The sequence below is a fragment of the Enterobacter sp. FUJ80071 genome (assembly GCF_038739915.1).
Taxonomy (GTDB): Bacteria; Pseudomonadota; Gammaproteobacteria; order Enterobacterales; family Enterobacteriaceae; genus Enterobacter; species Enterobacter kobei.
In genome coordinates this window covers 1,284,365-1,307,803 of record NZ_JBBXKH010000001.1, presented here as the reverse complement: position 1 = coordinate 1,307,803, position 23,439 = coordinate 1,284,365, and the positions used below count along the sequence as shown (strand labels likewise).

Here is a 23,439-nt window from a genome sequence, read left to right as displayed (position 1 = left end):
CACATTGACCAAAAATAACGGCGGACATTTTTACAACGCCACTTTAACGATATGATCATTAATAAAAAAAACGCCGCAATAAGCGGCGTTTGTTTCTCATTGACCAGAGCGGCGTTATTATTCGCCGATCTTGGTCCAGGTGTCACGCAGACCGACGGTGCGGTTAAATACCGGTTTTTCCGCAGTGCTGTAACGGCTGTCCAGGCAGAAGTAACCTTCACGCTCGAACTGGAACGCTTTACCTGCTTCAGCTGTTTTCAGCGATGGCTCAGCATAACCCTGTTTGATCACCAGAGATTCCGGGTTGATCGTCGCCAGGAAGTCTTCCGCCGCACCCGGGTTAGGCACGCTGAAAAGACGATCGTACAGACGGATTTCTACCGGCAGCGCGTGAGAAGCGCTTACCCAGTGGATAACGCCTTTCACCTTGCGACCATCGGCAGGATCTTTGCTCAGCGTTTCGGCATCGTATGAACAGAAGATGGTGGTGATATTCCCTTCTGCATCTTTCTCTACGCGCTCGGCTTTGATCACGTAGGCGTTACGCAGACGGACTTCTTTACCCAGCACCAGACGCTTGTACTGCTTGTTGGCTTCTTCACGGAAGTCAGCGCGGTCGATCCAGATTTCACCGCTGAACGGTACGTCACGGCTTCCCATTTCCGGTTTGTTCGGATGGTTAGGCATGGCAACCAGTTCACTCGCACCCTGAGGATAGTTTTCGATAACCAGTTTTACCGGGTCGATAACTGCCATCGCGCGCGGGGCATTTTCGTTGAGGTCTTCACGAATGCAGGACTCCAGCGACGCCATTTCAATGGTGTTGTCCTGCTTGGTCACGCCGATGCGCTTGCAGAACTCACGAATAGAAGCAGCGGTGTAGCCACGACGACGCAGACCAGAAATGGTCGGCATACGCGGGTCGTCCCAGCCCTCAACGTGCTTGTCAGTCACCAGCAGGTTCAGCTTACGCTTGGACATCACGGTGTATTCCAGATTCAGACGAGAGAACTCGTACTGACACGGATGCACAGGGATGGTAATGTTATCCAGCACCCAGTCGTACAGGCGACGGTTGTCCTGGAACTCAAGCGTACACAGCGAGTGGGTAATGCCTTCCAGCGCATCGCTGATGCAGTGGGTGAAGTCGTACATCGGGTAGATGCACCACTTGTTACCGGTCTGGTGGTGTTCAGCAAACTTAATGCGGTACAGCACCGGATCGCGCATCACGATGAACGGAGAAGCCATGTCGATTTTGGCACGCAGACAGGCTTTGCCTTCTTCAAAGCCACCCGCACGCATTTTTTCAAACAGCGCCAGGTTCTCTTCCACACTGCGATCGCGGAACGGACTGTTTTTGCCAGGCTGCGTCAGCGTACCGCGGTATTCACGGATTTCATCCGCGGACAGTTCATCGACGTACGCCAGACCTTTGTTGATCAGCTCAACCGCGTAAGCGTACAGCTGATCAAAATAGTCAGAGGAGTAGCAGATATCGCCAGACCAGTTGAAGCCCAGCCATTGCACGTCGTTCTTGATGGACTCAACGTATTCGATGTCTTCTTTTACTGGGTTGGTGTCATCGAAACGCAGGTTGCACTGCCCCTGATAGTCTTGCGCAATGCCAAAGTTCAGGCAGATGGATTTCGCATGACCAATATGCAGGTAGCCGTTCGGCTCCGGCGGGAAGCGGGTATGCACCGTGGTGTGCTTACCACTGGCCAGATCTTCATCGATGATCTGACGAATAAAGTTACTCGGGCGGGCTTCAGCCTCACTCATCGTGGATTCCTCAAAGCGTAAACAACGTATAACGGCATATGATCTTATAAGCCGGACGTAGTGACAACCCTTAGTTACGGAAAATACGTATCAGATGAAAATAATGGGGGCATTTGCTGCAAAAAAAAGCGGCGGAGGATATCCCCCGCCGCTTAAGGCATGACTCTACTCAGGAGCGATTACTTGCCTTTAATCTCATACAGCGGCGTTTGACCTGCAACCACCTGACCTTTTGCCTGAATAACCAGGCCACTGAAGTCGTCGATGTTGCTGCAAACAACCGGACTGATCATGGAGCGTGCATTGGCGTTCAGGAAGTCCAGATCCATCTCCAGAACCGGCTGCCCGGCCACCACTTCAGCGCCCTCTTCCACCAAACGAGTAAAGCCTTTACCCTCCAGCGCAACGGTATCGATGCCCATGTGGACAACAATCTCCGCGCCATTTTCGGTTTCGAGGCAGAACGCGTGGTTGGTGTTGAAAATCTTCACGATAGTACCCGCAGCAGGAGAGACGACGGTTTTGTCCGTTGGTTTCACCGCCACGCCGTCGCCTACCGCTTTACTGGCGAACGCTTCGTCAGGCACTTGTTCAAGGTCAACGACCTCACCCGTTACCGGAGAGACCAGAGCCGCCACCGTCACGGCGTTAGGCACGGCCTGTGGCTTCGCGGCCGGAGTCGCCGTTGCCGCAGGTGCGCTGTCAGCTGATGCCGCTGCGACCGGGCCACGCGCAACCACTTTCTTCATTTCGTCACCGATGGATTCCGCTTTGGCGCCCACGATAACCTGGATAGTTTGTTTGTTCAGTTTAACGACGCCAGATGCGCCAAGGCGTTTACACATTGCATCGCTTACGCGAGCGGAGTCACCCACGGTCAGACGCAGACGGGTAATACAGGCATCAATGGCTTTCAGGTTGTCGGTACCGCCGACTGCGGCAATGTAGCTGGTTGCCAGCTGAGTTAAACCTTCTTCGGTATTGCTGTTGGCTTCACTGGTCACGACGTCATCAGTGGTATCTTCGCGGCCCGGCGTTTTGAGGTTAAACATACGGATAACCGCGCTGAACAGAACGAAGTAGATAACGAAGAAGGCCGCACCCATCACCACCAGCATCCAGACGTTCTTGCTTGCCGCTGGCAGGTTGTACATCAGCACGTAGTCGATCGCGCCTGCAGAGAAGGAGAAGCCCGCATGGATGCCCAGCAGAGTCGCCACGAACAGGCTGATACCGGTTAACACCGCGTGCATCAGGTACAGCAGCGGAGCCAGGAACATGAACAGGAATTCCAGAGGCTCGGTCACACCGGTCAGGAATGCGGTAATGGCGACTGACAGCAGCATACCGCCGACCATTGGACGACGCGCTTTCGGCGCAGCCAGGTACATGGCCAGCGCAGCGCCCGGCAGACCAAACATCATGATTGGGAAGAAGCCGGACATAAACATGCCCGCGGTGCCATCACCCGCGTAGAAGCGGTTAATGTCGCCGTGGAAAACGGTACCCGCCGCATTGGTAAACTCACCAATCTGGAACCAGGCGATGGTGTTCAGAACCTGATGCAGACCGGTTGGGATCAACAGACGGTTAATGAAGCCGAAGATGCCCGCACCCATCGCACCCGCAGAGACGATCCACTCGCCGCCCGCATGGATAGCATGCTGCACTGGCGGCCAGACGTAGCCAAAGATCGCGGCGAGAACCAGACAGAAGAAGCCGGTCGCGATTGGCACGAAGCGTTTGCCACCAAAGAAGCTGAGGAAGTCTGGCAGCTTGATGTTTGCCCAGCGGTTATATACCGCACCGCCGACCAGACCGGTAATGATACCCGCCAGTACGCCCATGTTGATTTCCGGGTTAATCGTTACCATCGCTTTCGTCAGGATGAAGTAACCGACCGCCCCTGCCAGCGCTGCGGCCCCCGCACTGTCTTTAGACCAGCTGGAAGCAACGCCGATGGCGAAAATCAGCGCCAGGTTGTCAAAGATTGCGCCGCCAGCCTGGGCGATAAACGGCACGTTGAGAAGATCGGGTTGCCCGAATCGCAGCAGCAGCGCTGCAACCGGTAGCACGGCGATAGGGAGCTGCAAAGCCCTACCGAGGCGCTGGAAAAAACCTAAAATATTCATCCTATTCCCCCTACGAGACCCTTTCCAGGCTCGCGCATTAACTATGTTTTTATTGTGTTGCTAACGATAAGTACCGTCGATAATTCACTGGCAGTGTGAGTGTGTGAAAAATTAATTCGTATCGCAAATTAAACACCCATTTTTTGTGATTTTTGTCACCAAATATCGTATTAAGCCCTCCCTTTCACTGGCTAACAGCGAAAACTTATTTTATCATTCAAAAAATCAAGACGGATTGATCCAGCCTGAAAGGTTCCAGGTTACGCTTAAGTATCAGGTTCCGGTAGCCATCCGCCCACTCTTCTACTTTAACTCTTGAGGTGAACAATGAGACTGATTCCCCTGGCAACTGCTGAACAAGTCGGTAAATGGGCCGCTCGCCATATCGTTAACCGCATTAATGCCTTCAAGCCTACCGCCGATCGTCCTTTCGTTCTTGGCCTGCCAACCGGCGGTACTCCGCTGACGGCGTATAAAGCCCTGGTTGAAATGCACAAAGCGGGCCAGGTTAGCTTCAAACATGTTGTGACCTTCAATATGGATGAATATGTCGGCCTGCCAAAAGACCACCCGGAAAGCTACCATAGCTTTATGCACCGGAATTTCTTTGATCACGTTGATATCCCAGCGGAAAATATTAACCTGCTGAATGGAAATGCGCCTGATATTGACGCAGAATGCCGTCAGTACGAAGAAAAAATCCGTTCTTACGGTAAAATCCACCTGTTTATGGGCGGCGTGGGCAACGATGGTCATATCGCGTTTAACGAGCCGGCATCGTCCCTGGCTTCCCGCACGCGTATTAAAACGCTGACCCATGACACCCGCGTGGCAAACTCCCGCTTCTTTGACGGTGATGTGAACCAGGTTCCAAAATACGCCCTGACCGTTGGCGTAGGCACCCTGCTGGATGCCGAAGAAGTGATGATTCTGGTGCTGGGTGGCGTGAAAGCGCAGGCGCTCCAGGCTGCCGTTGAAGGCAACGTTAACCACATGTGGACCATCAGCTGCCTGCAGCTGCATCCAAAATCAGTCATCGTCTGCGACGAACCGTCCACGATGGAGCTGAAAGTGAAAACGCTGAAATACTTCAACGAGTTAGAAGCCGAGAACATCAAAGGTCTGTAATTGATTAACCGCCTCTTCTCAAAGAGGCGGCCGCTTTTTTTAACCGGGGGTCGTTATGTACGCTTTAACCCACGGTCGGATTTATACCGGCCACGAAATTCTGGATGACCATGCGATTGTTATCGCTAATGGCCTGATTGAACGTGTTTGTCCGCTGGCAGAGCTGCCGCCAGGGATTGAACAGCGCTCACTCAATGGAGCAGTAATCTCCCCCGGTTTCATCGACGTACAGCTGAACGGCTGCGGCGGTGTGCAATTCAATGACACTGCCGAGGCGGTGACGGTTGAAACGCTGGAAATCATGCAGAAAGCCAACGAGAAATCGGGCTGCACCAGCTATCTGCCAACCCTCATCACCAGCAGTGATGACCTGATGAAACAGGGTATCCGCGTGATGCGCGAATACCTCGCCAAACACCCTAATCAGGCGCTCGGTCTGCACCTGGAAGGGCCATGGCTGAATATCGTGAAGAAAGGCACTCATAACCCGGATTACGTGCGCAAGCCTGACGCTGAACTGGTCGACTACATGTGTGCGAACGCCGATGTGATCGCTAAAGTGACGCTGGCACCAGAGATGACCGGCACTGACGTGATCAGCAAACTGGCTGCCGCCGGGATTGTGGTTTCAGCAGGGCACTCAAACGCCACGCTGAAAGAAGCCAAAGCGGGCTTCCGCGCGGGCATTACCTTCGCCACGCACCTTTACAACGCCATGCCTTATATCACCGGTCGCGAACCGGGTCTGGTCGGGGCGATTCTGGACGAGCCAGACGTCTACTGCGGCATTATTGCTGATGGTATGCATGTGGATTACACCAACATTCGTAATGCCAAGCGCCTGAAAGGTGACAAGCTTTGCCTGGTTACCGATGCCACTGCACCAGCAGGTGCAAATATTGAGCAGTTCATTTTTGCCGGTAAAACAATATACTACCGCAATGGACTGTGTGTGGATGAAAACGGTACGCTGAGCGGTTCCTCTTTAACCATGATTGAAGGGGTGCGTAACCTGGTTGAGCACTGTGGGATTGCGCTTGATGAAGTCCTGCGTATGGCTACCCTTTATCCGGCTCGCGCAATCGGCGTGGATAAACAGCTTGGCGGAATTGCACCGGGTATGGTTGCAAACCTGACGGCATTCACACACGATTATAAAATTATTAAGACCATCGTTAATGGTAACGAGGTCGTCACTGAGTAAGTAAAAGTATGACACCAGGCGGACAAGCTCAAATCGGTAATGTCGATCTCGTTAAACAACTTAACAGTGCGGCGGTATATCGCCTGATTGACCAACACGGGCCAATCTCTCGAATTCAGATAGCCGAACAAAGCCAGCTTGCTCCCGCCAGCGTGACAAAAATTACCCGCCAGCTTATTGAGCGCGGTTTGATCAAAGAAGTCGATCAGCAGGCCTCTACCGGGGGCCGCCGCGCTATCTCCATTATTACCGAAACCCGCAATTTTCAGGCGATTGGCGTTCGGCTCGGCCGTCATGACACCACGCTCACGCTCTACGATCTGAGCAGCAAAGCGATTGCGGAAGAGCACTATCCCCTTCCCGAGCGCACCCAGGAGACGCTGGAGCACGCGCTGCTGAATACCATCGCGCACTTTATTGAGAGCTGTCAGCGTAAGATCCGCGAGCTCATTGCAATTTCAGTGATTTTACCCGGTCTGGTCGACCCGGAAAGCGGCGTGATTCGCTACATGCCGCACATTCAGGTGGAAAACTGGGCGCTGGTCGATGCGCTGGAAAAACGCTTTAAAGTGACCTGTTTTGTCGGCCACGATATTCGTTCTCTGGCACTGGCAGAGCACTACTTTGGTGCGAGTCAGGACTGCGAAGACTCTATTCTGGTGCGTGTCCACCGCGGGACAGGCGCAGGTATTATTTCTAACGGTCGGATTTTTATTGGTCGCAACGGTAACGTCGGCGAGATCGGCCACATTCAGGTCGAGCCGCTGGGCGAACGCTGCCACTGCGGTAACTTCGGCTGCCTTGAAACCATTGCCGCCAACACGGCCATTGAGCAGCGCGTTCGCCATCTGCTTGAACAAGGTTACCAGAGTCGCGTCACGCTGGCTGATTGCAAGATAGGCACCATCTGCAAAGCCGCCAATAAAGGCGACGCGCTGGCCTGTGAGGTGATCGAGCAGGTTGGGCGCCATCTGGGGAAAACTATCGCCATCGCCATTAACCTGTTTAACCCACAAAAAGTGGTGATAGCCGGAGAAATTGTTGAAGCAGAAAAGGTGCTGCTCCCCGCGATTGAAGGCTGTATTAACACCCAGGCGCTGAAAGCATTCCGCCAGAATCTCCCTGTGGTTCGTTCAAAACTTGACCATCGCTCGGCAATTGGCGCTTTTGCGCTGGTGAAACGCGCCATGCTCAACGGTATTCTGCTGCAGCATTTGCTGGAAAGTTGATCGGACCTTATAGTAACGCCTTCTTTTTTTGATGTCGGAACGTCCATGACCATTAAGAATGTAATTTGTGATATCGACGGCGTGCTGATGCACGACAACGTTGCCGTACCAGGTGCTGCGGAGTTTCTTCACCGCATCATCGACAAAGGAATGCCTCTGGTTCTTCTCACGAACTACCCTTCTCAGACCGGTCAGGATCTGGCAAACCGCTTTGCGACGGCGGGCGTCGACGTCCCGGACAGTGTGTTTTATACCTCGGCGATGGCAACGGCGGATTTTCTGAAACGTCAGGAAGGCAAAAAAGCGTACGTGGTCGGCGAAGGCGCGCTGATCCACGAGCTGTATAAAGCGGGCTTTACGATTACCGATGTCAATCCGGACTTCGTGATTGTGGGTGAAACGCGCTCCTATAACTGGGAGATGATGCATAAAGCCTCGTTCTTCGTTGCCAACGGCGCGCGCTTCATTGCCACCAACCCGGATACCCACGGTCGAGGTTTTTATCCGGCCTGTGGCGCGCTGTGTGCCGGTATTGAAAAAATCTCCGGGCGCAAGCCATTCTATGTCGGCAAACCAAGCCCGTGGATCATCCGCGCCGCGCTCAATAAAATGCAGGCCCACTCAGAAGAAACGGTTATTGTCGGCGATAACCTGCGTACGGATATTCTGGCCGGCTTCCAGGCGGGTCTGGAAACCATTCTGGTGCTGTCCGGCGTCTCGCAGCTTGATGACATTGATTCGATGCCGTTCCGACCAAGCTGGATTTACCCCTCCGTCGATGAAATTGACATTATCTGATACCAAACCACGCTCAGGGCGTGGTTTTTCATTTTTAGCCCTTACAAATAAAACCATATCTAACAAAAAGCGCACTTTATTGCATAATCATCAATAAAAGTGTTCATGGCGTACTCTTTTTTCACTATTCCGCAATCACCATTGCACTATTTCCGTTTTCGCCCGTAAATCTCTTGCGCCCCTTCTCCCTTTGCGGCATTTTCATAAGCAAGCAACATTACAAAGCAACAGGGTTAACGGAGAAGGTTATGTGTTCAATTTTTGGCGTACTGGATATTAAAACTGACGCAGGCGAACTGCGTAAAAAAGCACTCGAACTGTCCCGCCTGATGCGCCATCGCGGCCCGGACTGGTCAGGCGTTTACGCCAGTGATAAAGCGATTCTGGCTCACGAACGTCTGTCTATCGTAGACGTCAACGCCGGTGCACAGCCGCTGTATAACGAGAAAAAAACGCACGCGCTGGCTGTTAACGGTGAAATCTATAACCATCAGGCGCTGCGCGCCGAGTACGGCGATCGCTACGCCTTCCAGACCGGGTCTGACTGTGAAGTGATTCTGGCGCTCTATCAGGAGAAAGGTCCGGAATTCCTGGACGACCTGCAGGGTATGTTTGCCTTCGCCCTGTACGATAGCGAAAAAGACGCGTATCTGATTGGCCGCGACCATATCGGTATTATCCCGCTGTACATGGGCCACGATGAACACGGCAACTTCTATGTTGCCTCTGAAATGAAAGCTCTGGTACCGGTCTGCCGCACCATTAAAGAGTTCCCGGCAGGCAGCTATCTGTGGAGTAAAGACGGTGAGATCCGTCCGTACTACCAGCGCGACTGGTTCGATTATGACGCGGTTAAAGACAACGTGACGGATAAAGCCGAGCTGCGTCAGGCGCTGGAAGATTCCGTGAAAAGCCACCTGATGTCAGATGTACCTTACGGCGTGCTGCTCTCCGGCGGTCTGGACTCCTCCGTGATCTCCGCGATCACCAAGAAATTCGCCGCTCGCCGCGTGGAAGATCAGGAGCGCTCCGAAGCCTGGTGGCCGCAGCTGCACTCCTTTGCCGTGGGTCTTGAAGGGGCACCTGACCTGAAAGCTGCGCAGGAAGTGGCAAACCATCTGGGCACCGTGCACCATGAAATTCACTTCACCGTGCAGGAAGGCCTGGATGCAATCCGCGATGTGATCTATCACATTGAAACTTATGATGTTACTACCATTCGTGCCTCAACGCCGATGTACCTGATGTCGCGTAAGATTAAAGCGATGGGCATCAAGATGGTGCTGTCCGGTGAAGGTTCTGACGAAGTGTTTGGCGGCTACCTGTACTTCCATAAAGCGCCAAACGCCAAAGAGCTGCATGAAGAGACCGTGCGTAAATTGCAGGCACTGCATATGTTTGACTGTGCGCGTGCCAACAAAGCAATGTCTGCATGGGGAGTGGAAGCGCGTGTCCCGTTCCTGGATAAGAAATTCCTCGACGTGGCGATGCGTATCAACCCGCAGGACAAAATGTGCGGCAACGGTAAAATGGAAAAACATATCCTGCGCGAATGTTTTGAATCATACCTGCCCGCGAGCGTGGCGTGGCGTCAGAAAGAGCAGTTCTCTGATGGTGTAGGTTACAGCTGGATCGACACCCTGAAAGAGGTGGCAGCAAAACAGATTTCCGACCAGCAACTGGAAACGGCAAGCTTCCGCTTCCCGTACAACACGCCGGGCTCGAAAGAAGCGTACCTGTACCGCGAAATCTTTGAAGAGCTGTTCCCGGTGCCGAGTGCGGCAGAGTGTGTTCCGGGTGGCCCATCCGTCGCCTGCTCGTCTGCCAAAGCGATTGAATGGGATGAATCTTTCAAAGCGATGAACGATCCATCAGGCCGCGCGGTAGGCGTTCACCAGTCTGCCTACAAATAATCGCGACGATTCTAATCAGGCCCCTCTGGGGCCTTTTTTTTGCCTTGCATTTCACTCTCGAAAAACGATTAATAACCAATAATTGCCGAATATTCGGTCACGCTGTTCGCAACCTAACCAAACAGTCACATTCCGGCTATTTTCGTTGAAAAAGGTGTTGACGCTGCAAGGGTCTATACGCATAATGCGCCCCGCAACGCCGATAAGGTAACGCGAAAAAAGATGGCTACGTAGCTCAGTTGGTTAGAGCACATCACTCATAATGATGGGGTCACAGGTTCGAATCCCGTCGTAGCCACCATCTTTTTTGCGGGAGTGGCGAAATTGGTAGACGCACCAGATTTAGGTTCTGGCGCCGCAAGGTGTGCGAGTTCAAGTCTCGCCTCCCGCACCATTCCCAGGTAAGCGTTGCACGGATGGGGTATCGCCAAGCGGTAAGGCACCGGTTTTTGATACCGGCATTCCCTGGTTCGAATCCAGGTACCCCAGCCATATTTCTTCGATTTTGCGGTTCTCCGCGGTATTGGGGTATCGCCAAGCGGTAAGGCACCGGTTTTTGATACCGGCATTCCCTGGTTCGAATCCAGGTACCCCAGCCATCGAAGATTGCAGTACTGGCTACGTAGCTCAGTTGGTTAGAGCACATCACTCATAATGATGGGGTCACAGGTTCGAATCCCGTCGTAGCCACCAAATTAAGATTGTCGATTTTTCGGTAATCAAGACAAATTGTTGGGGTATCGCCAAGCGGTAAGGCACCGGATTCTGATTCCGGCATTCCGAGGTTCGAATCCTCGTACCCCAGCCAATTTAAAAAGTCGTTAAGCAGTTTGTTTAACGCAATTGGGGTGTCGCCAAGCGGTAAGGCTCTGGTTTCTGATACCAGCATTCCGGGGTTCGAATCCCTGCACCCCAGCCACTTAAAAAACAAATAAGCCCGCTTTGCGGGCTTTTTTGTTTTTGTTGTTTGTGCGGCCTGATGCCCCCTTACCCTACCCCTCTCCCCAAAGGGGCGAGGGAATAGTTGAAGCAGCGATTAAAGTCCGAGAGCGTATTTCAGGGCCTGACGTTTCAACCCACCGGCACGTTCCGCCGCCATGAGGCCAATGTTACGCAGAATACGTACTGGCGCTAAGTCATTGCTGAACCCGGCATAGAACAGATCCATTCCCGACTGCATAATAAAATTATCCGCCATACGTCGCGTCTGGTAACGCTTCAGTACCTGATGGCTGGACCACGCTTCCGCATGCCCGCGCGCATGACTTAAAACGTCCAGTAACGCGTCAACGTCACGATACCCAAGATTTACCCCCTGCCCGGCCAGCGGGTGTATGGTGTGTGCCGCATCCCCCACCAGCGCCAGCCCGTCACGGGCATACTGCAAAGCGTGACGTCGCGTGAGCGGGAATGCGCCAGCGGCGACTGGCGTGATATGCCCCAGACGACTCGGGAAGTGCAGCAGGATCTCGCGCTGCAGTTGTTCCATTGAAAGCCCTTGTAGCTGGCGAATGCGCGCCGGTTTGTCGTACCACACCAGTGACGCCCAATGATCAAATAGCGGTAAAAAGGCATGCGGGCCATTCGGCGTAAAGTGCTGCCAGGTGCTCTCACCCGGCGAATTCTCACACTGGACGGTAATCAGCATACAAGACTGCTCATACTGCCAGGCATGTACCCCAATACCTGCCATCTGTCTGACCTGAGAATTGGCACCATCCGCCCCGACGACCAGCTTCACAGCCAGCTCATCACCGCTGTCGAGCATCAGCAAATAGCCGCTTTCGTGAGTATGAAGTGCCTTAAGTGACGCAGGAACACGCAGCGTCACCTTCGGGTGCGCCTCCAGGGCCTGCCAGAGCGCCTGCTGGAGCACATTGTTTTCCACCATGTAGCCCAGGCGCGGCAGCTTCAGCTCCGCAGCATCAAACGCAACGTGGGCATTTTCCCACTCCCAGGTTTCAAGACGGCTGTAGGGATGCGCACGCATCGCCTGCACCGTTTCCCAGACGCCCAGACCGCGCAGCAGATCGACCGACGCCGCGCTGATAGCAGAAATGCGCACATCCGGCTTGCTGGCGGGATCGAATGCCGGCGGTGCAGCCTGTTCAATTACCGTTACCTCAAATCCCTGCTGCGCCAGCCCCAGCGCCAGTGCGCCGCCGACCATACCGCCGCCGACAACGGCAACTTCGGTGTGTTGGAGTGTCATGGTCATTTTTCCTTATTGGAGAATCCCTTAAGTTTACCGGATTTTTGCGGTCCTGAGACACATAACCTTCATACTGGTCACACCCCCACCAAAGCATTACAATACTCGGCTTGCAATCCTGAGCTGAGCAAGTCGATGACTAAAAAACTCCATATAAAAACCTGGGGCTGTCAGATGAACGAATACGATTCATCCAAGATGGCCGATCTGCTGGACACCACCCACGGATACCAGCTGACTGAAAATCCGAAAGAAGCCGACGTGTTGCTGCTGAACACCTGTTCAATTCGTGAAAAAGCGCAGGAAAAAGTCTTCCACGTGTTAGGCCGCTGGAAACTTCTCAAACGAAAAAATCCGGACCTGATCATCGGCGTGGGCGGTTGCGTCGCATCACAGGAAGGTAAGCTGATCCGCCAGAGAGCCCCCTATGTGGATATCGTCTTTGGCCCGCAGACCCTGCACCGCCTGCCGGAGATGATCAACCAGGTTCGCGGTAATCGAAGCCCGGTCGTTGACGTCAGCTTCCCGGAGATCGAGAAATTTGACCGTCTGCCAGAACCGCGCGCAGATGGTCCGACCGCTTTCGTTTCCATCATGGAAGGCTGCAACAAATACTGCACTTACTGTGTGGTGCCTTACACCCGTGGCGAAGAAGTCAGCCGCCCGGCAGACGATATTCTGTTTGAAATCGCGCAGCTTGCCGCGCAGGGCGTTCGCGAAGTGAACCTGCTGGGCCAGAACGTTAACGCCTGGCGTGGGGAGAACTACGACGGCACCACCGGCACCTTTGCTGAACTGCTGCGCCTGGTGGCCGCGATTGACGGTATCGACCGTATTCGCTTTACCACCAGCCATCCGATGGAATTCACCGATGACATCATTGATGTCTATCGCGATACGCCAGAGCTGGTGAGCTTCCTGCATCTGCCGATTCAGTGCGGCTCTGACCGCGTTCTGAACCTGATGGGCCGTCCGCATACGGTTCTGGAGTACAAATCCACCATCCGTAAGCTGCGTGAAGCGCGTCCGGATATCCAGATAAGCTCCGACTTTATTGTCGGCTTCCCTGGTGAAACCGCGGATGACTTCGAGCGCACCATGAAGCTCATAGGTGAAGTGAATTTTGACGTCAGCTACAGCTTCATCTTCTCCGCGCGTCCTGGAACCCCTGCGGCCGATATGGTTGACGATGTGCCGGAAGAAGAGAAAAAGCAGCGTCTGTATATTCTGCAGGAGCGCATCAACCAGCAGGCCAACGCCTGGAGCCGCCGTATGCTCGGCACCGTCCAGCGCATACTGGTAGAAGGCACCTCGCGCAAGAGCATTATGGAACTCTCCGGTCGTACAGAAAACAACCGCGTGGTGAACTTTGAAGGCACCCCGGATATGATCGGTAAATTTGTGGACGTTGAGATTGTCGAAGTGCTCACCAACTCACTGCGTGCGAAAGTGGTCCGCACTGAAGACGAAATGGGCCTGCGTATTGCCGAGTCACCGGAATCCGTCATTTCGCGTACCCGCAAAGAAAACGATTCTGGCGTGGGGATTTACCAGCCTTAATCCTTCGGGCCTGCCGCTTCGGCAGGCCTTGTATTTCCTCTCATCGTCCCCAATATCATCTGCAATGCTTGCGCCTTTATTCTATGGCGTGAATAATTTCGGTAATGACCGTTTTATTACGCCGGGTGGCAGCGGGTCAGCTAACCAATCAAAGAGGAACAGTTTGAACATAGATACGCGTGAAATCAGCCTAACGCCCGCAGACAACGCTCGCCTGCTGAGCCTGTGCGGACCGTTTGATGACAACATCAAACAACTGGAGCGACGTCTGGGTATCGAAATCAATCGTCGCGATAATCACTTCAAACTTACCGGACGCCCTATCTGCGTCAATGCGGCTGCAGATATCCTGCGCAGCCTGTATGTCGATACCGCCCCGATGCGCGGCGAAATTCAGGATATCGAACCGGAAAAAATTCACCTCGCCATAAAAGAGGCGCGCGTGCTTGAGCAGAGCGCGGAAAGTGTGCCGGACTACGGTAAGGCCATCAACATCAAGACCAAGCGTGGCGTCATTAAGCCGCGTACGCCAAACCAGGCGCAGTACATCGCCAATATTCTCGACCACGACATCACCTTCGGCGTGGGGCCGGCGGGTACGGGTAAAACCTATCTGGCCGTTGCCGCGGCGGTGGATGCGCTGGAACGTCAGGAAATCCGCCGTATCCTGCTGACCCGTCCGGCGGTGGAAGCGGGTGAAAAACTGGGCTTCCTGCCGGGCGACCTGAGTCAGAAGGTCGACCCGTATCTGCGTCCTTTATACGATGCGCTGTTTGAGATGCTCGGCTTTGAGAAGGTCGAAAAGCTGATTGAGCGTAACGTGATTGAAGTGGCCCCACTCGCCTACATGCGTGGTCGCACGTTAAACGACGCGTTCATCATTCTTGATGAAAGCCAGAACACCACCATCGAACAGATGAAGATGTTCCTGACGCGTATTGGCTTTAACTCGAAAGCGGTCATTACCGGTGACGTTACCCAGATCGACCTGCCGCGCAGCACCAAATCCGGCCTGCGCCACGCCATTGAAGTGCTGGCCGAAGTCGATGAAATCAGCTTTAACTTCTTCCACAGTGAAGACGTGGTACGCCATCCGGTGGTTGCGCGCATCGTTAACGCCTATGAAGCCTGGGAAGAGGCGGATCAAAAACGCAGGGCCGAACTGGCCGCAGAACGTAAGCGCGACGCGCAGGAGCAAGAACAGAAATGAGTCAGGTGATCCTCGATTTACAGCTGGCCTGTGAAGACAATTCCGGTATGCCAGATGAGGCACAGTTTCAGAAATGGCTGGATGCCGTTATCCCCCAGTTTCAGGAAGAATCAGAAGTGACGATTCGCCTGGTGGATGAGGCAGAAAGCCATGAGCTTAACCTGACTTACCGTGGGAAAGATAAGCCAACCAACGTGCTCTCTTTCCCGTTCGAAGCCCCGCCGGGTATCGAGATGCCGCTGCTGGGGGATCTGATCATCTGCCGTCAGGTGGTTGAACAGGAAGCCAAAGAGCAGCAAAAGCCGCTGGAAGCCCACTGGGCGCATATGGTGGTGCATGGCAGCCTGCATCTGCTTGGCTACGATCATATTGAAGATGACGAAGCGGAAGAGATGGAGTCCCTCGAGACAGAGATAATGCTTGCTCTGGGCTATGAGGATCCGTACATTGCCGAGAAAGAATAGTCAGTTAACTTACTGACGACTATGCCGCCGCGCAGGGAATTCGCGTGGCGGTAAATTTTGAACTAACAAGAGAACCCTTAACAAACGCCATGAGCGACGACAATTCACACAGTAGCGACACGACAAACACTAAAAAGGGATTTTTCTCCCTCATTCTGAACCAGCTTTTCCACGGCGAACCCAAGAACCGTGATGAACTGCTGGAGCTGATTCGTGATTCCGGGCAAAACGACCTTATCGACGAAGATACGCGCGAAATGCTCGAAGGGGTGATGGACATTGCTGACCAGCGTGTTCGCGATATCATGATCCCCCGCTCGCAGATGATCACCCTGAAACGTAACCAGACCCTGGACGAGTGCCTCGATGTGATCATCGAATCCGCCCACTCGCGTTTCCCAGTCATCAGCGAAGATAAAGATCACATCGAAGGGATTTTGATGGCGAAAGATCTGCTGCCGTTTATGCGCAGCGATGCCGAAGCCTTCAGCATGGAAAAAGTGTTACGCCAGGCCGTGGTTGTGCCGGAAAGTAAACGTGTGGACCGGATGCTGAAAGAGTTTCGCTCTCAGCGTTACCACATGGCGATTGTTATTGATGAATTTGGCGGCGTTTCCGGACTGGTCACGATCGAGGATATTCTTGAGCTGATCGTGGGTGAAATCGAAGATGAGTATGACGAAGAGGAAGATATCGACTTCCGTCAGCTCAGCCGCCACACCTGGACCGTGCGCGCGCTGGCCTCGATTGAGGACTTCAACGACGCTTTCGGCACTCACTTCAGTGATGAAGAGGTCGATACCATTGGCGGGCTGGTGATGCAGGCCTTTGGCCACCTTCCGGCGCGCGGTGAAACCGTTGACATCGACGGTTACCAGTTCAAAGTGGCAATGGCCGACAGCCGCCGTATTATACAGGTTCATGTCAGAACGCCGGACGACTCACCGGTGCCAAAACTGGAAGATTAATGTAAATGGCATTTGCCCCATTACTTGAACGCCAGCGCGTCCGTTTGCTGCTGGCGCTGTTACTCGGAGCCAGCGGTACGCTGGCTTTTTCTCCTTACGATATCTGGCCTGCGGCTATTCTCTCCCTGATGGGGCTTCAGGGTCTGACCCTGAACCGGCGCTCGGTACAGGCTGCCGCCATCGGTTACTTCTGGGGACTGGGGCTCTTTGGCTCCGGCATTAACTGGGTCTACGTTAGCATCGCCCAGTTTGGCGGTATGCCGGGCCCGGTTAACGTCTTCCTGGTCGTCCTGCTCGCGGCATATCTCTCACTGTATACCGGTCTGTTCGCAGGGATCCTTTCCCGCCTGTGGCCTAAAACCACCTGGCTGCGCGTCGCCATTGCCGCGCCGGTGGTCTGGCAGATCACCGAATTCCTGCGCGGTTGGGTGCTGACCGGCTTCCCGTGGCTGCAGTTCGGCTACAGCCAGATTGATGGCCCGCTGAAAGGCCTGGCCCCGGTCATGGGCGTTGAGGCAATCAACTTCCTGCTGATGGTGGTGAGCGGCCTGCTGATCCTGGCGCTGGTCACGCGTTGCTGGAAACCGCTGGCCGTGGCGCTGGTGCTGTTTGCCCTGCCCTTCCCGCTGCGGTATATCCAGTGGTTCACGCCTGAGCCTGAGCGCACCATGCAGGTTTCTATGGTGCAGGGAAATATCCCGCAATCTATGAAGTGGGATGAAAAAGAGCTGCTGAACACGCTGAAGATCTACGCCAACGCCACCGAAGAGGTGATGGGTAAATCGCAGCTGATCATCTGGCCGGAATCCGCCATTCCCGATCTGGAGATCAATCAGCAGCCGTTCCTGAACATGATGAACGACTTGCTGCTGGCTCGCGGCAGCACGCTGATTACCGGGATTGTCGATGCGCGTCTGAATCAGCAGAACCGTTATGACACCTACAACACCATCATTACGCTCGGCAAAGACAGCGAATACAGCTACAACTCCACGGATCGGTACAACAAGAACCACCTGGTGCCGTTTGGTGAATTTGTTCCGCTGGAGTCGATTCTGCGCCCGCTGGCTCCGTTCTTTGATCTGCCGATGTCCTCCTTCAGCCGTGGCCCGTACGTACAGCCCCAGCTGCATGCGCACGGCCTTGCCCTGACGGCGGCCATCTGCTACGAAATCATTCTCGGCGAGCAGGTTCGCGATAACTTCCGCCCGGATACCGACTACCTGCTGACCATCTCCAACGATGCGTGGTTCGGTAAATCTATCGGCCCGTGGCAGCATTTCCAGATGGCGCGTATGCGTTCTCTGGAGCTGGCGCGCCCATTGCTGCGCAGCACCAACAACGGCATCACCGCCGTGATTGGTCCACAGGGTGAAATCCAGGCCATGATCCCGCAGTTCACCCGTGAGGTGTTGACCACAAAAGTCACACCAACCACCGGCCTGACGCCGTATGCCCGCACCGGTAACTGGCCGCTGTGGATCCTGACCGCGCTGTTCGGTTTCGGTGCCGTGCTGATGAGCCTGCGTCAGCGTCGTCGCTAATCTTACCTTCTGTTGCCGGGTGGCGCTAACGCTTACCTGGCCTACATTTTGACTCCCGTAGCTCGGGTAAGGCGTAGCCGCCACCCGACAAATTCCTTCCAGTGCCAAATCTGGCACGCCTGTTGCTTTGTATATTCACGCAAACGCAGTTTGGCTTAACGTGCAACCTTGTCGCACCAGCGTAGATCATCGGTAGCACCGAAACGGTGCAACGGGAGATATTTGCCTCTGAATGGTGCGGCGCGCTTCGCAAAAATAAACAATAACGCAGCAAAATCTTTACATTAAGCCAGACTAAATGTTAACAAGCTTGCATAACACTGCACTCGCATCGCGCGAGATATAACAACATCACAATGGGTATCAATGCGTCACTGGCGCTGATAAGAAAGGAGTTGGGTATGCAATTACGTAAACTGGCCACAGCAATGCTGGTTATGGGAATGTCTGCCGGCGTGGTTCACGCTGAAGATGCTCCGGCAGCAGGCAGTACTCTCGACAAGATTGCCAAAAACGGCGTCATCGTGGTCGGCCACCGTGAATCTTCCGTCCCGTTCTCTTACTACGACAACACGCAAAAAGTCGTGGGCTATTCACAGGATTACTCCAACGCCATCGTTGAAGCTGTGAAGAAAAAGCTGAACAAACCTGACCTGCAGGTGAAGCTGATCCCAATCACTTCACAGAACCGTATTCCGCTGCTGCAAAACGGCACCTTTGATTTTGAGTGTGGCTCTACCACCAACAACCTCGAGCGCCAGAAACAGGCCGCTTTCTCTGACACCATCTTTGTCGTGGGCACCCGTCTGCTGACGAAGAAAGGCGGTGATATCAAAGATTTTGCTGACCTGAAAGGCAAAGCGGTCGTCGTAACGTCCGGTACCACCTCAGAAGTGCTGCTGCACAAGCTGAACGACGAGAAGAAAATGGATATGCGCATCATCAGCGCGAAAGACCATGGCGACTCCTTCCGTACCCTGGAAAGTGGCCGTGCCGTCGCGTTTATGATGGATGACGCCCTGCTGGCGGGTGAGCGTGCGAAAGCGAAGAAACCAGACAACTGGGACATCGTCGGCACCGCGCAGTCAAAAGAAGCTTACGGCTGCATGCTGCGTAAAGACGATCCGCAGTTCAAGAAGCTGATCGATGACACTATCGCCCAGGTACAGACTTCCGGCGAAGCGGAAAAATGGTTCGACAAATGGTTCAAGAACCCGATTCCACCAAAAAATCTCAACATGAACTTTGAACTGTCTGATGACATGAAAGCGCTGTTCAAATCTCCAAATGACAAGGCTCTTAACTAATTAGAACAACAGGGGCGGGATCTCCTGCCCTCTCGATTGTCGGGAAGCATGGACAGACTATACGTTGAGTGGTCGTTCCCCACTCAGCGCGAAAAATGAGCTTCTCACCAATCTTCGAGGGTAGCGCTGCTACCCTTTTTTTTCTGGAGTTTATTATGTCAATAGACTGGAACTGGGGCATATTCCTGCAACAAGCCCCGTTCGGCAACACCACCTATCTTGGCTGGCTGTGGAGCGGCTTCCAGGTCACCGTGGCACTATCGATAACAGCGTGGATTATCGCGTTTCTTGTCGGTTCGCTGTTCGGTATTCTGCGCACCGTCCCTAACCGTTTTCTTTCAACACTGGGCACGCTCTATGTGGAACTGTTCCGTAACGTTCCGCTCATCGTGCAATTCTTTACCTGGTATCTGGTTATCCCGGAACTGCTGCCGGAAAATATTGGCATGTGGTTCAAGTCGGAGCTGGATCCAAATGTGCAGTTCTTTGTCTCCTCCATGATGTGTCTGGGGCTGTTTACCGCTGCGCGCGTTTGTGAGCAGGTGCGTGCCGCCATTCAGTCATTACCCCGCGGACAAAAAAATGCGGGTCTGGCGATGGGCCTGACCCTGCCGCAAACCTACCGCTACGTGCTGCTGCCTAATGCCTACCGCGTCATCGTGCCACCGATGACCTCGGAGATGATGAACCTGGTGAAAAACTCGGCCATCGCCTCCACGATCGGCCTGGTCGATATGGCGGCCCAGGCGGGTAAGCTGCTGGATTACTCCGCTCACGCGTGGGAATCCTTCACCGCGATCACGCTCGCGTATGTTCTGATTAACGCTTTCATCATGCTGATGATGAACCTGGTTGAACGCAAAGTACGCCTGCCGGGCAATCTGGGGGGCAAATAATGTACGAATTTGACTGGAGTTCTATCGTTCCTTCCTTACCTTACCTGCTGGATGGCCTGGTGATTACCTTAAAAATCACCGTTATTGCCATCATCATTGGTATCGTCTGGGGCACCCTGCTGGCGGTGATGCGCCTGTCGAGCTTTAAGCCGCTCGCCTGGTTTGCGACCGCCTACGTTAACGTTTTCCGCTCCATCCCGCTGGTGATGGTGCTGCTGTGGTTTTACCTGATTGTTCCCGGCTTTCTGCAAAACGTCCTGGGGCTGTCACCAAAAACCGATATCCGCCTGATCTCGGCGATGGTGGCGTTCTCGATGTTTGAGGCCGCTTACTACTCAGAGATTATCCGCGCGGGCATCCAGAGTATCTCCCGTGGACAATCCAGCGCCGCGCTGGCGCTGGGGATGACGCACTGGCAGTCCATGCAGCTGATTATTCTGCCGCAGGCGTTTCGCGCCATGGTTCCGCTCCTGCTGACCCAGGGCATTGTGCTGTTCCAGGATACCTCGCTGGTGTATGTCCTGAGTCTGGCAGACTTCTTCCGTACCGCGTCAACCATCGGTGAACGTGATGGTACGCAGGTCGAGATGGTGCTCTTCGCGGGCGCGGTCTATTTTGTGATTAGTTTAAGCGCGTCGCTGTTGGTCAGCTGGCTGAAGAAAAGGACGGTATAATGATTTCCCTGAAAAATGTTTCTAAATGGTATGGGCACTTTCAGGTGCTGACCGACTGCTCCACGGAAGTGAAAAAAGGCGACGTGGTGGTGGTGTGCGGCCCGTCCGGTTCCGGTAAGTCCACGCTGATCAAAACCGTTAATGGTCTGGAACCTGTGCAGCAGGGCGAAATTGTTGTTAACGGCACCAAAGTGAACGACAAAAAAACCAACCTTGCCCAGCTTCGCTCTCACGTTGGTATGGTGTTCCAGCACTTTGAGCTGTTCCCTCACCTCTCCATCATCGAGAACCTGACGCTGGCGCAGGTAAAAGTGCTTAAGCGCGATAAAAAAGCATCGCGTGAGAAAGGCCTTAAGCTTCTGGAGCGCGTTGGGCTTTCTGCACATGCCGATAAGTTCCCGGCGCAGCTTTCGGGCGGCCAACAGCAGCGTGTCGCGATCGCCCGCGCGCTGTGTATGGATCCGGTGGCAATGCTGTTTGATGAACCGACGTCGGCGCTCGATCCAGAGATGATCAACGAAGTGCTAGACGTTATGGTCGAGCTGGCGCACGAAGGGATGACCATGATGGTGGTGACGCACGAAATGGGCTTCGCCCGTAAAGTGGCCAACCGCGTCATCTTTATGGACGAAGGGAAGATCGTGGAAGACTCGCCGAAAGAAGAGTTCTTCGCGAACCCGAAATCCGAACGTGCAAAAGATTTCCTCGCCAAAATCCTGCATTAATCTTCTCAGTGCGCAATCTGCGGATTGCGCACTGCCTCACGCTTTCGCGCTCTTGTTCTCGTCGGCGTCACATTGCAGCGTTAACCTTGTCACAAAATAACGCTACGTATGGAGAACGCTATGGCACAGCCTATTATTCTCGATTGCGATCCGGGTCATGATGACGCCATTGCTCTCGTCCTCGCTCTTGCCTCCCCTGAACTGGACGTAAAAGCGGTTACCTCATCCGCCGGAAATCAGACACCGGATAAAACCTTGCGCAACGTGCTGCGCATGCTGACCCTGCTCAAACGCACCGATATTCCTGTCGCTGGCGGGGCCGTGAAACCGCTGATGCGCGAGCTGATCATTGCGGATAACGTTCATGGCGAAAGTGGACTGGACGGCCCTGAACTGCCGGAACCGGGCTTCGCGCCACAAGGCTGCACCGCCGTTGAGTTGATGGCGAAGGTGCTGCGCGAAAGTGCAGAGCCCGTGACGCTGGTGGCTACAGGTCCGCAGACGAACGTGGCCTTGCTGCTTAACAGCCATCCAGAACTGCACGGTAAAATCGCCCGGATCGTCATCATGGGCGGCGCAATGGGGCTCGGAAACTGGACGCCAGCCGCGGAGTTCAATATCTATGTTGACCCTGAAGCCGCAGAGATCGTTTTCCAGTCCGGTCTGCCGATTGTGATGGCGGGGCTGGATGTGACGCATCGGGCCCAAATTATGGCAGACGATATTGAACGCTTCCGCTCTGTGGGTAATCCGGTGGCAACGACTGTGGCAGAACTGCTCGACTTCTTTATGGAGTACCACAAAGCCGAGAAATGGGGCTTCCATGGCGCACCGCTGCATGACCCGTGCACGATTGCCTGGCTGTTGAAACCTGAGATGTTTACCACGGTTGACCGCTGGGTTGGTGTGGAAACACAGGGGAAATATACCCAGGGAATGACGGTGGTGGATTACTACTCGCTGATGGGGAACGAGCCGAATACTGCGGTGATGGTGGATATCGACCGGGAAGCGTTTGTAGATTTGCTGGCGGAGAGACTGGCTTACTATTCTGCGGCCTGATGTCCTCACCCCAACCCTCTCCCACGGGGAGAGGGAGCAAACACTAAAAACGGCAACAGGGTTGCCGTTTTGCTTTTACCTAGGGCTCAAACGGCCGGCGCTGGAACTGGTCGTGACCGCATTTCGGGCACAAGGGCAGCACCTCCGGCGTATACACCGCGATGTGGTGATGACATTTCTCACACACCAGATTTCCCAACCCTACCACTTCGCCGCTGTGGTACACACCGTGATGGTTCAAATCCTGAAACACCTCGCGCCACTCAAGCTGCGTTTTATCGGTGATATCCGCCAGCTCCTGCCACAGGCTCTCTTTGATCACCCGCATAAACACGCTGTCCGAGACCTCTTCCTGGCTCTCCTGATAGCTGCGCGCAAACTCTTCCAGGTCACGACGTACCGCACGCGTCACCTCTTCCACTTCGGTTCGCGTTAACTCACCCGTTTGCGTCACGCGGGCACGCGCCTGTTCGACCAGCGCATCAATATCACGCTCGCCGTTACGCAGCCGCTCCGTCAGTGTCGCCACCAGCTCGCGGTAAAATTGAGCAACCTTGTTCATCATTTTGCCTCCCGGGTAAGTAACTAACTCTAATAATAGACCTTATTTCACTGCCGCTTTGTCAGG

General features: G+C 54.1%; 19 protein-coding genes and 7 tRNA genes. 22 read left to right on the top strand and 4 right to left on the bottom strand.

Features of this window, described 5'->3' with window-relative positions:
* Positions 1–117 precede the first annotated feature (117 nt).
* A complete protein-coding gene (glnS, locus tag AAER43_RS06255) occupies positions 118–1,785 on the bottom strand; it encodes a glutamine--tRNA ligase (RefSeq protein ID WP_342701840.1) in 1,668 nt (555 codons plus the stop codon).
* Positions 1,786–1,964: 179 nt separating this feature from the next.
* On the bottom strand, positions 1,965–3,917 hold the full coding sequence (nagE, locus tag AAER43_RS06250; protein ID WP_023332402.1) for a PTS N-acetyl glucosamine transporter subunit IIABC: 1,953 nt from the start codon (positions 3,915–3,917) through the stop codon (positions 1,965–1,967).
* A 327-nt stretch (positions 3,918–4,244) separates the two neighbouring features.
* Here nagE and nagB point away from each other — a divergent pair, with 327 nt between their 5' ends.
* The 12 genes from nagB (at position 4,245) to AAER43_RS06190 (ending at position 11,108) form a co-directional block, all read left to right on the top strand.
* Complete coding sequence (gene nagB / locus AAER43_RS06245; RefSeq protein ID WP_008501061.1) at positions 4,245–5,045, top strand: glucosamine-6-phosphate deaminase; 801 nt, start codon at positions 4,245–4,247, stop codon at positions 5,043–5,045.
* 55 nt (positions 5,046–5,100) lie between these two features.
* The gene (nagA, locus tag AAER43_RS06240; RefSeq protein ID WP_032637190.1) at positions 5,101–6,249 is read left to right on the top strand and encodes an N-acetylglucosamine-6-phosphate deacetylase; all 1,149 of its coding nucleotides are present in this window, start codon (positions 5,101–5,103) and stop codon (positions 6,247–6,249) included.
* A gap of 8 nt (positions 6,250–6,257) precedes the next feature.
* Positions 6,258–7,478, top strand: coding sequence for an N-acetylglucosamine repressor (locus tag AAER43_RS06235; RefSeq protein WP_014883011.1), 1,221 nt, complete (start codon positions 6,258–6,260; stop codon positions 7,476–7,478).
* A gap of 45 nt (positions 7,479–7,523) precedes the next feature.
* On the top strand, positions 7,524–8,276 hold the full coding sequence (gene nagD / locus AAER43_RS06230; protein ID WP_008501057.1) for a ribonucleotide monophosphatase NagD: 753 nt from the start codon (positions 7,524–7,526) through the stop codon (positions 8,274–8,276).
* A 248-nt stretch (positions 8,277–8,524) separates the two neighbouring features.
* A complete protein-coding gene (asnB, locus tag AAER43_RS06225; RefSeq protein ID WP_014883010.1) occupies positions 8,525–10,189 on the top strand; it encodes an asparagine synthase B in 1,665 nt (554 codons plus the stop codon).
* Positions 10,190–10,413: 224 nt separating this feature from the next.
* A tRNA-Met gene (locus tag AAER43_RS06220) sits at positions 10,414–10,490 on the top strand.
* An 8-nt stretch (positions 10,491–10,498) separates the two neighbouring features.
* Positions 10,499–10,583, top strand: a tRNA-Leu gene (locus AAER43_RS06215).
* Between the two features lie 23 nt (positions 10,584–10,606).
* Positions 10,607–10,681: transfer RNA gene (locus AAER43_RS06210), tRNA-Gln, on the top strand.
* A gap of 32 nt (positions 10,682–10,713) precedes the next feature.
* A tRNA-Gln gene (locus AAER43_RS06205) sits at positions 10,714–10,788 on the top strand.
* A gap of 17 nt (positions 10,789–10,805) precedes the next feature.
* Positions 10,806–10,882: transfer RNA gene (locus tag AAER43_RS06200), tRNA-Met, on the top strand.
* Between the two features lie 40 nt (positions 10,883–10,922).
* Positions 10,923–10,997, top strand: a tRNA-Gln gene (locus AAER43_RS06195).
* Positions 10,998–11,033: 36 nt separating this feature from the next.
* Positions 11,034–11,108, top strand: a tRNA-Gln gene (locus tag AAER43_RS06190).
* 117 nt (positions 11,109–11,225) lie between these two features.
* Here the strand turns inward: AAER43_RS06190 and ubiF are convergent.
* The gene (gene ubiF, locus AAER43_RS06185) at positions 11,226–12,401 is read right to left on the bottom strand and encodes a 3-demethoxyubiquinol 3-hydroxylase (protein WP_050862819.1); all 1,176 of its coding nucleotides are present in this window, start codon (positions 12,399–12,401) and stop codon (positions 11,226–11,228) included.
* Between the two features lie 135 nt (positions 12,402–12,536).
* On the opposite strand from ubiF, the gene miaB reads away from it, so the two are divergent.
* The 10 genes from miaB to rihA all read left to right on the top strand — a co-directional run bounded on the left by miaB (position 12,537) and on the right by rihA (position 22,811).
* Complete coding sequence (gene miaB, locus AAER43_RS06180; RefSeq protein ID WP_014883008.1) at positions 12,537–13,961, top strand: tRNA (N6-isopentenyl adenosine(37)-C2)-methylthiotransferase MiaB; 1,425 nt, start codon at positions 12,537–12,539, stop codon at positions 13,959–13,961.
* Between the two features lie 163 nt (positions 13,962–14,124).
* Positions 14,125–15,171: a PhoH family protein gene (locus AAER43_RS06175; protein ID WP_050862820.1), complete on the top strand. Its 1,047-nt coding sequence runs from the start codon at positions 14,125–14,127 to the stop codon at positions 15,169–15,171.
* Entirely contained in the window at positions 15,168–15,635 is a 468-nt protein-coding gene (gene ybeY / locus AAER43_RS06170; protein ID WP_008501052.1) for an rRNA maturation RNase YbeY, read from the top strand. Before AAER43_RS06175 ends, ybeY begins: the two co-directional genes overlap by 4 nt.
* Positions 15,636–15,724: 89 nt before the next feature.
* Positions 15,725–16,603, top strand: a complete 879-nt coding sequence (gene corC, locus AAER43_RS06165) for a CNNM family magnesium/cobalt transport protein CorC (protein WP_014883006.1) — start codon at positions 15,725–15,727, stop codon at positions 16,601–16,603.
* A 5-nt stretch (positions 16,604–16,608) separates the two neighbouring features.
* Complete coding sequence (gene lnt, locus AAER43_RS06160) at positions 16,609–18,147, top strand: apolipoprotein N-acyltransferase (protein ID WP_050862821.1); 1,539 nt, start codon at positions 16,609–16,611, stop codon at positions 18,145–18,147.
* Between the two features lie 401 nt (positions 18,148–18,548).
* Positions 18,549–19,454: an amino acid ABC transporter substrate-binding protein gene (locus AAER43_RS06155; protein ID WP_014883004.1), complete on the top strand. Its 906-nt coding sequence runs from the start codon at positions 18,549–18,551 to the stop codon at positions 19,452–19,454.
* Positions 19,455–19,609: 155 nt separating this feature from the next.
* Positions 19,610–20,350 (top strand): amino acid ABC transporter permease, encoded by a 741-nt coding sequence (locus tag AAER43_RS06150; RefSeq protein ID WP_050862822.1) that lies wholly within the window; start codon positions 19,610–19,612, stop codon positions 20,348–20,350.
* Positions 20,350–21,024: a glutamate/aspartate ABC transporter permease GltK gene (gene gltK / locus AAER43_RS06145; protein WP_032637193.1), complete on the top strand. Its 675-nt coding sequence runs from the start codon at positions 20,350–20,352 to the stop codon at positions 21,022–21,024. The genes AAER43_RS06150 and gltK overlap by 1 nt, the downstream gene beginning before the upstream one ends.
* Complete coding sequence (locus AAER43_RS06140; protein WP_014883001.1) at positions 21,024–21,749, top strand: amino acid ABC transporter ATP-binding protein; 726 nt, start codon at positions 21,024–21,026, stop codon at positions 21,747–21,749. Before gltK ends, AAER43_RS06140 begins: the two co-directional genes overlap by 1 nt.
* 120 nt (positions 21,750–21,869) lie before the next feature.
* Positions 21,870–22,811, top strand: a complete 942-nt coding sequence (gene rihA, locus AAER43_RS06135) for a pyrimidine-specific ribonucleoside hydrolase RihA (protein ID WP_050862823.1) — start codon at positions 21,870–21,872, stop codon at positions 22,809–22,811.
* Between the two features lie 79 nt (positions 22,812–22,890).
* On the opposite strand, the gene AAER43_RS06130 is transcribed toward rihA, so the two are convergent.
* Positions 22,891–23,373 (bottom strand): zinc ribbon-containing protein, encoded by a 483-nt coding sequence (locus AAER43_RS06130; protein ID WP_014882999.1) that lies wholly within the window; start codon positions 23,371–23,373, stop codon positions 22,891–22,893.
* Positions 23,374–23,439: the final 66 nt, after the last annotated feature.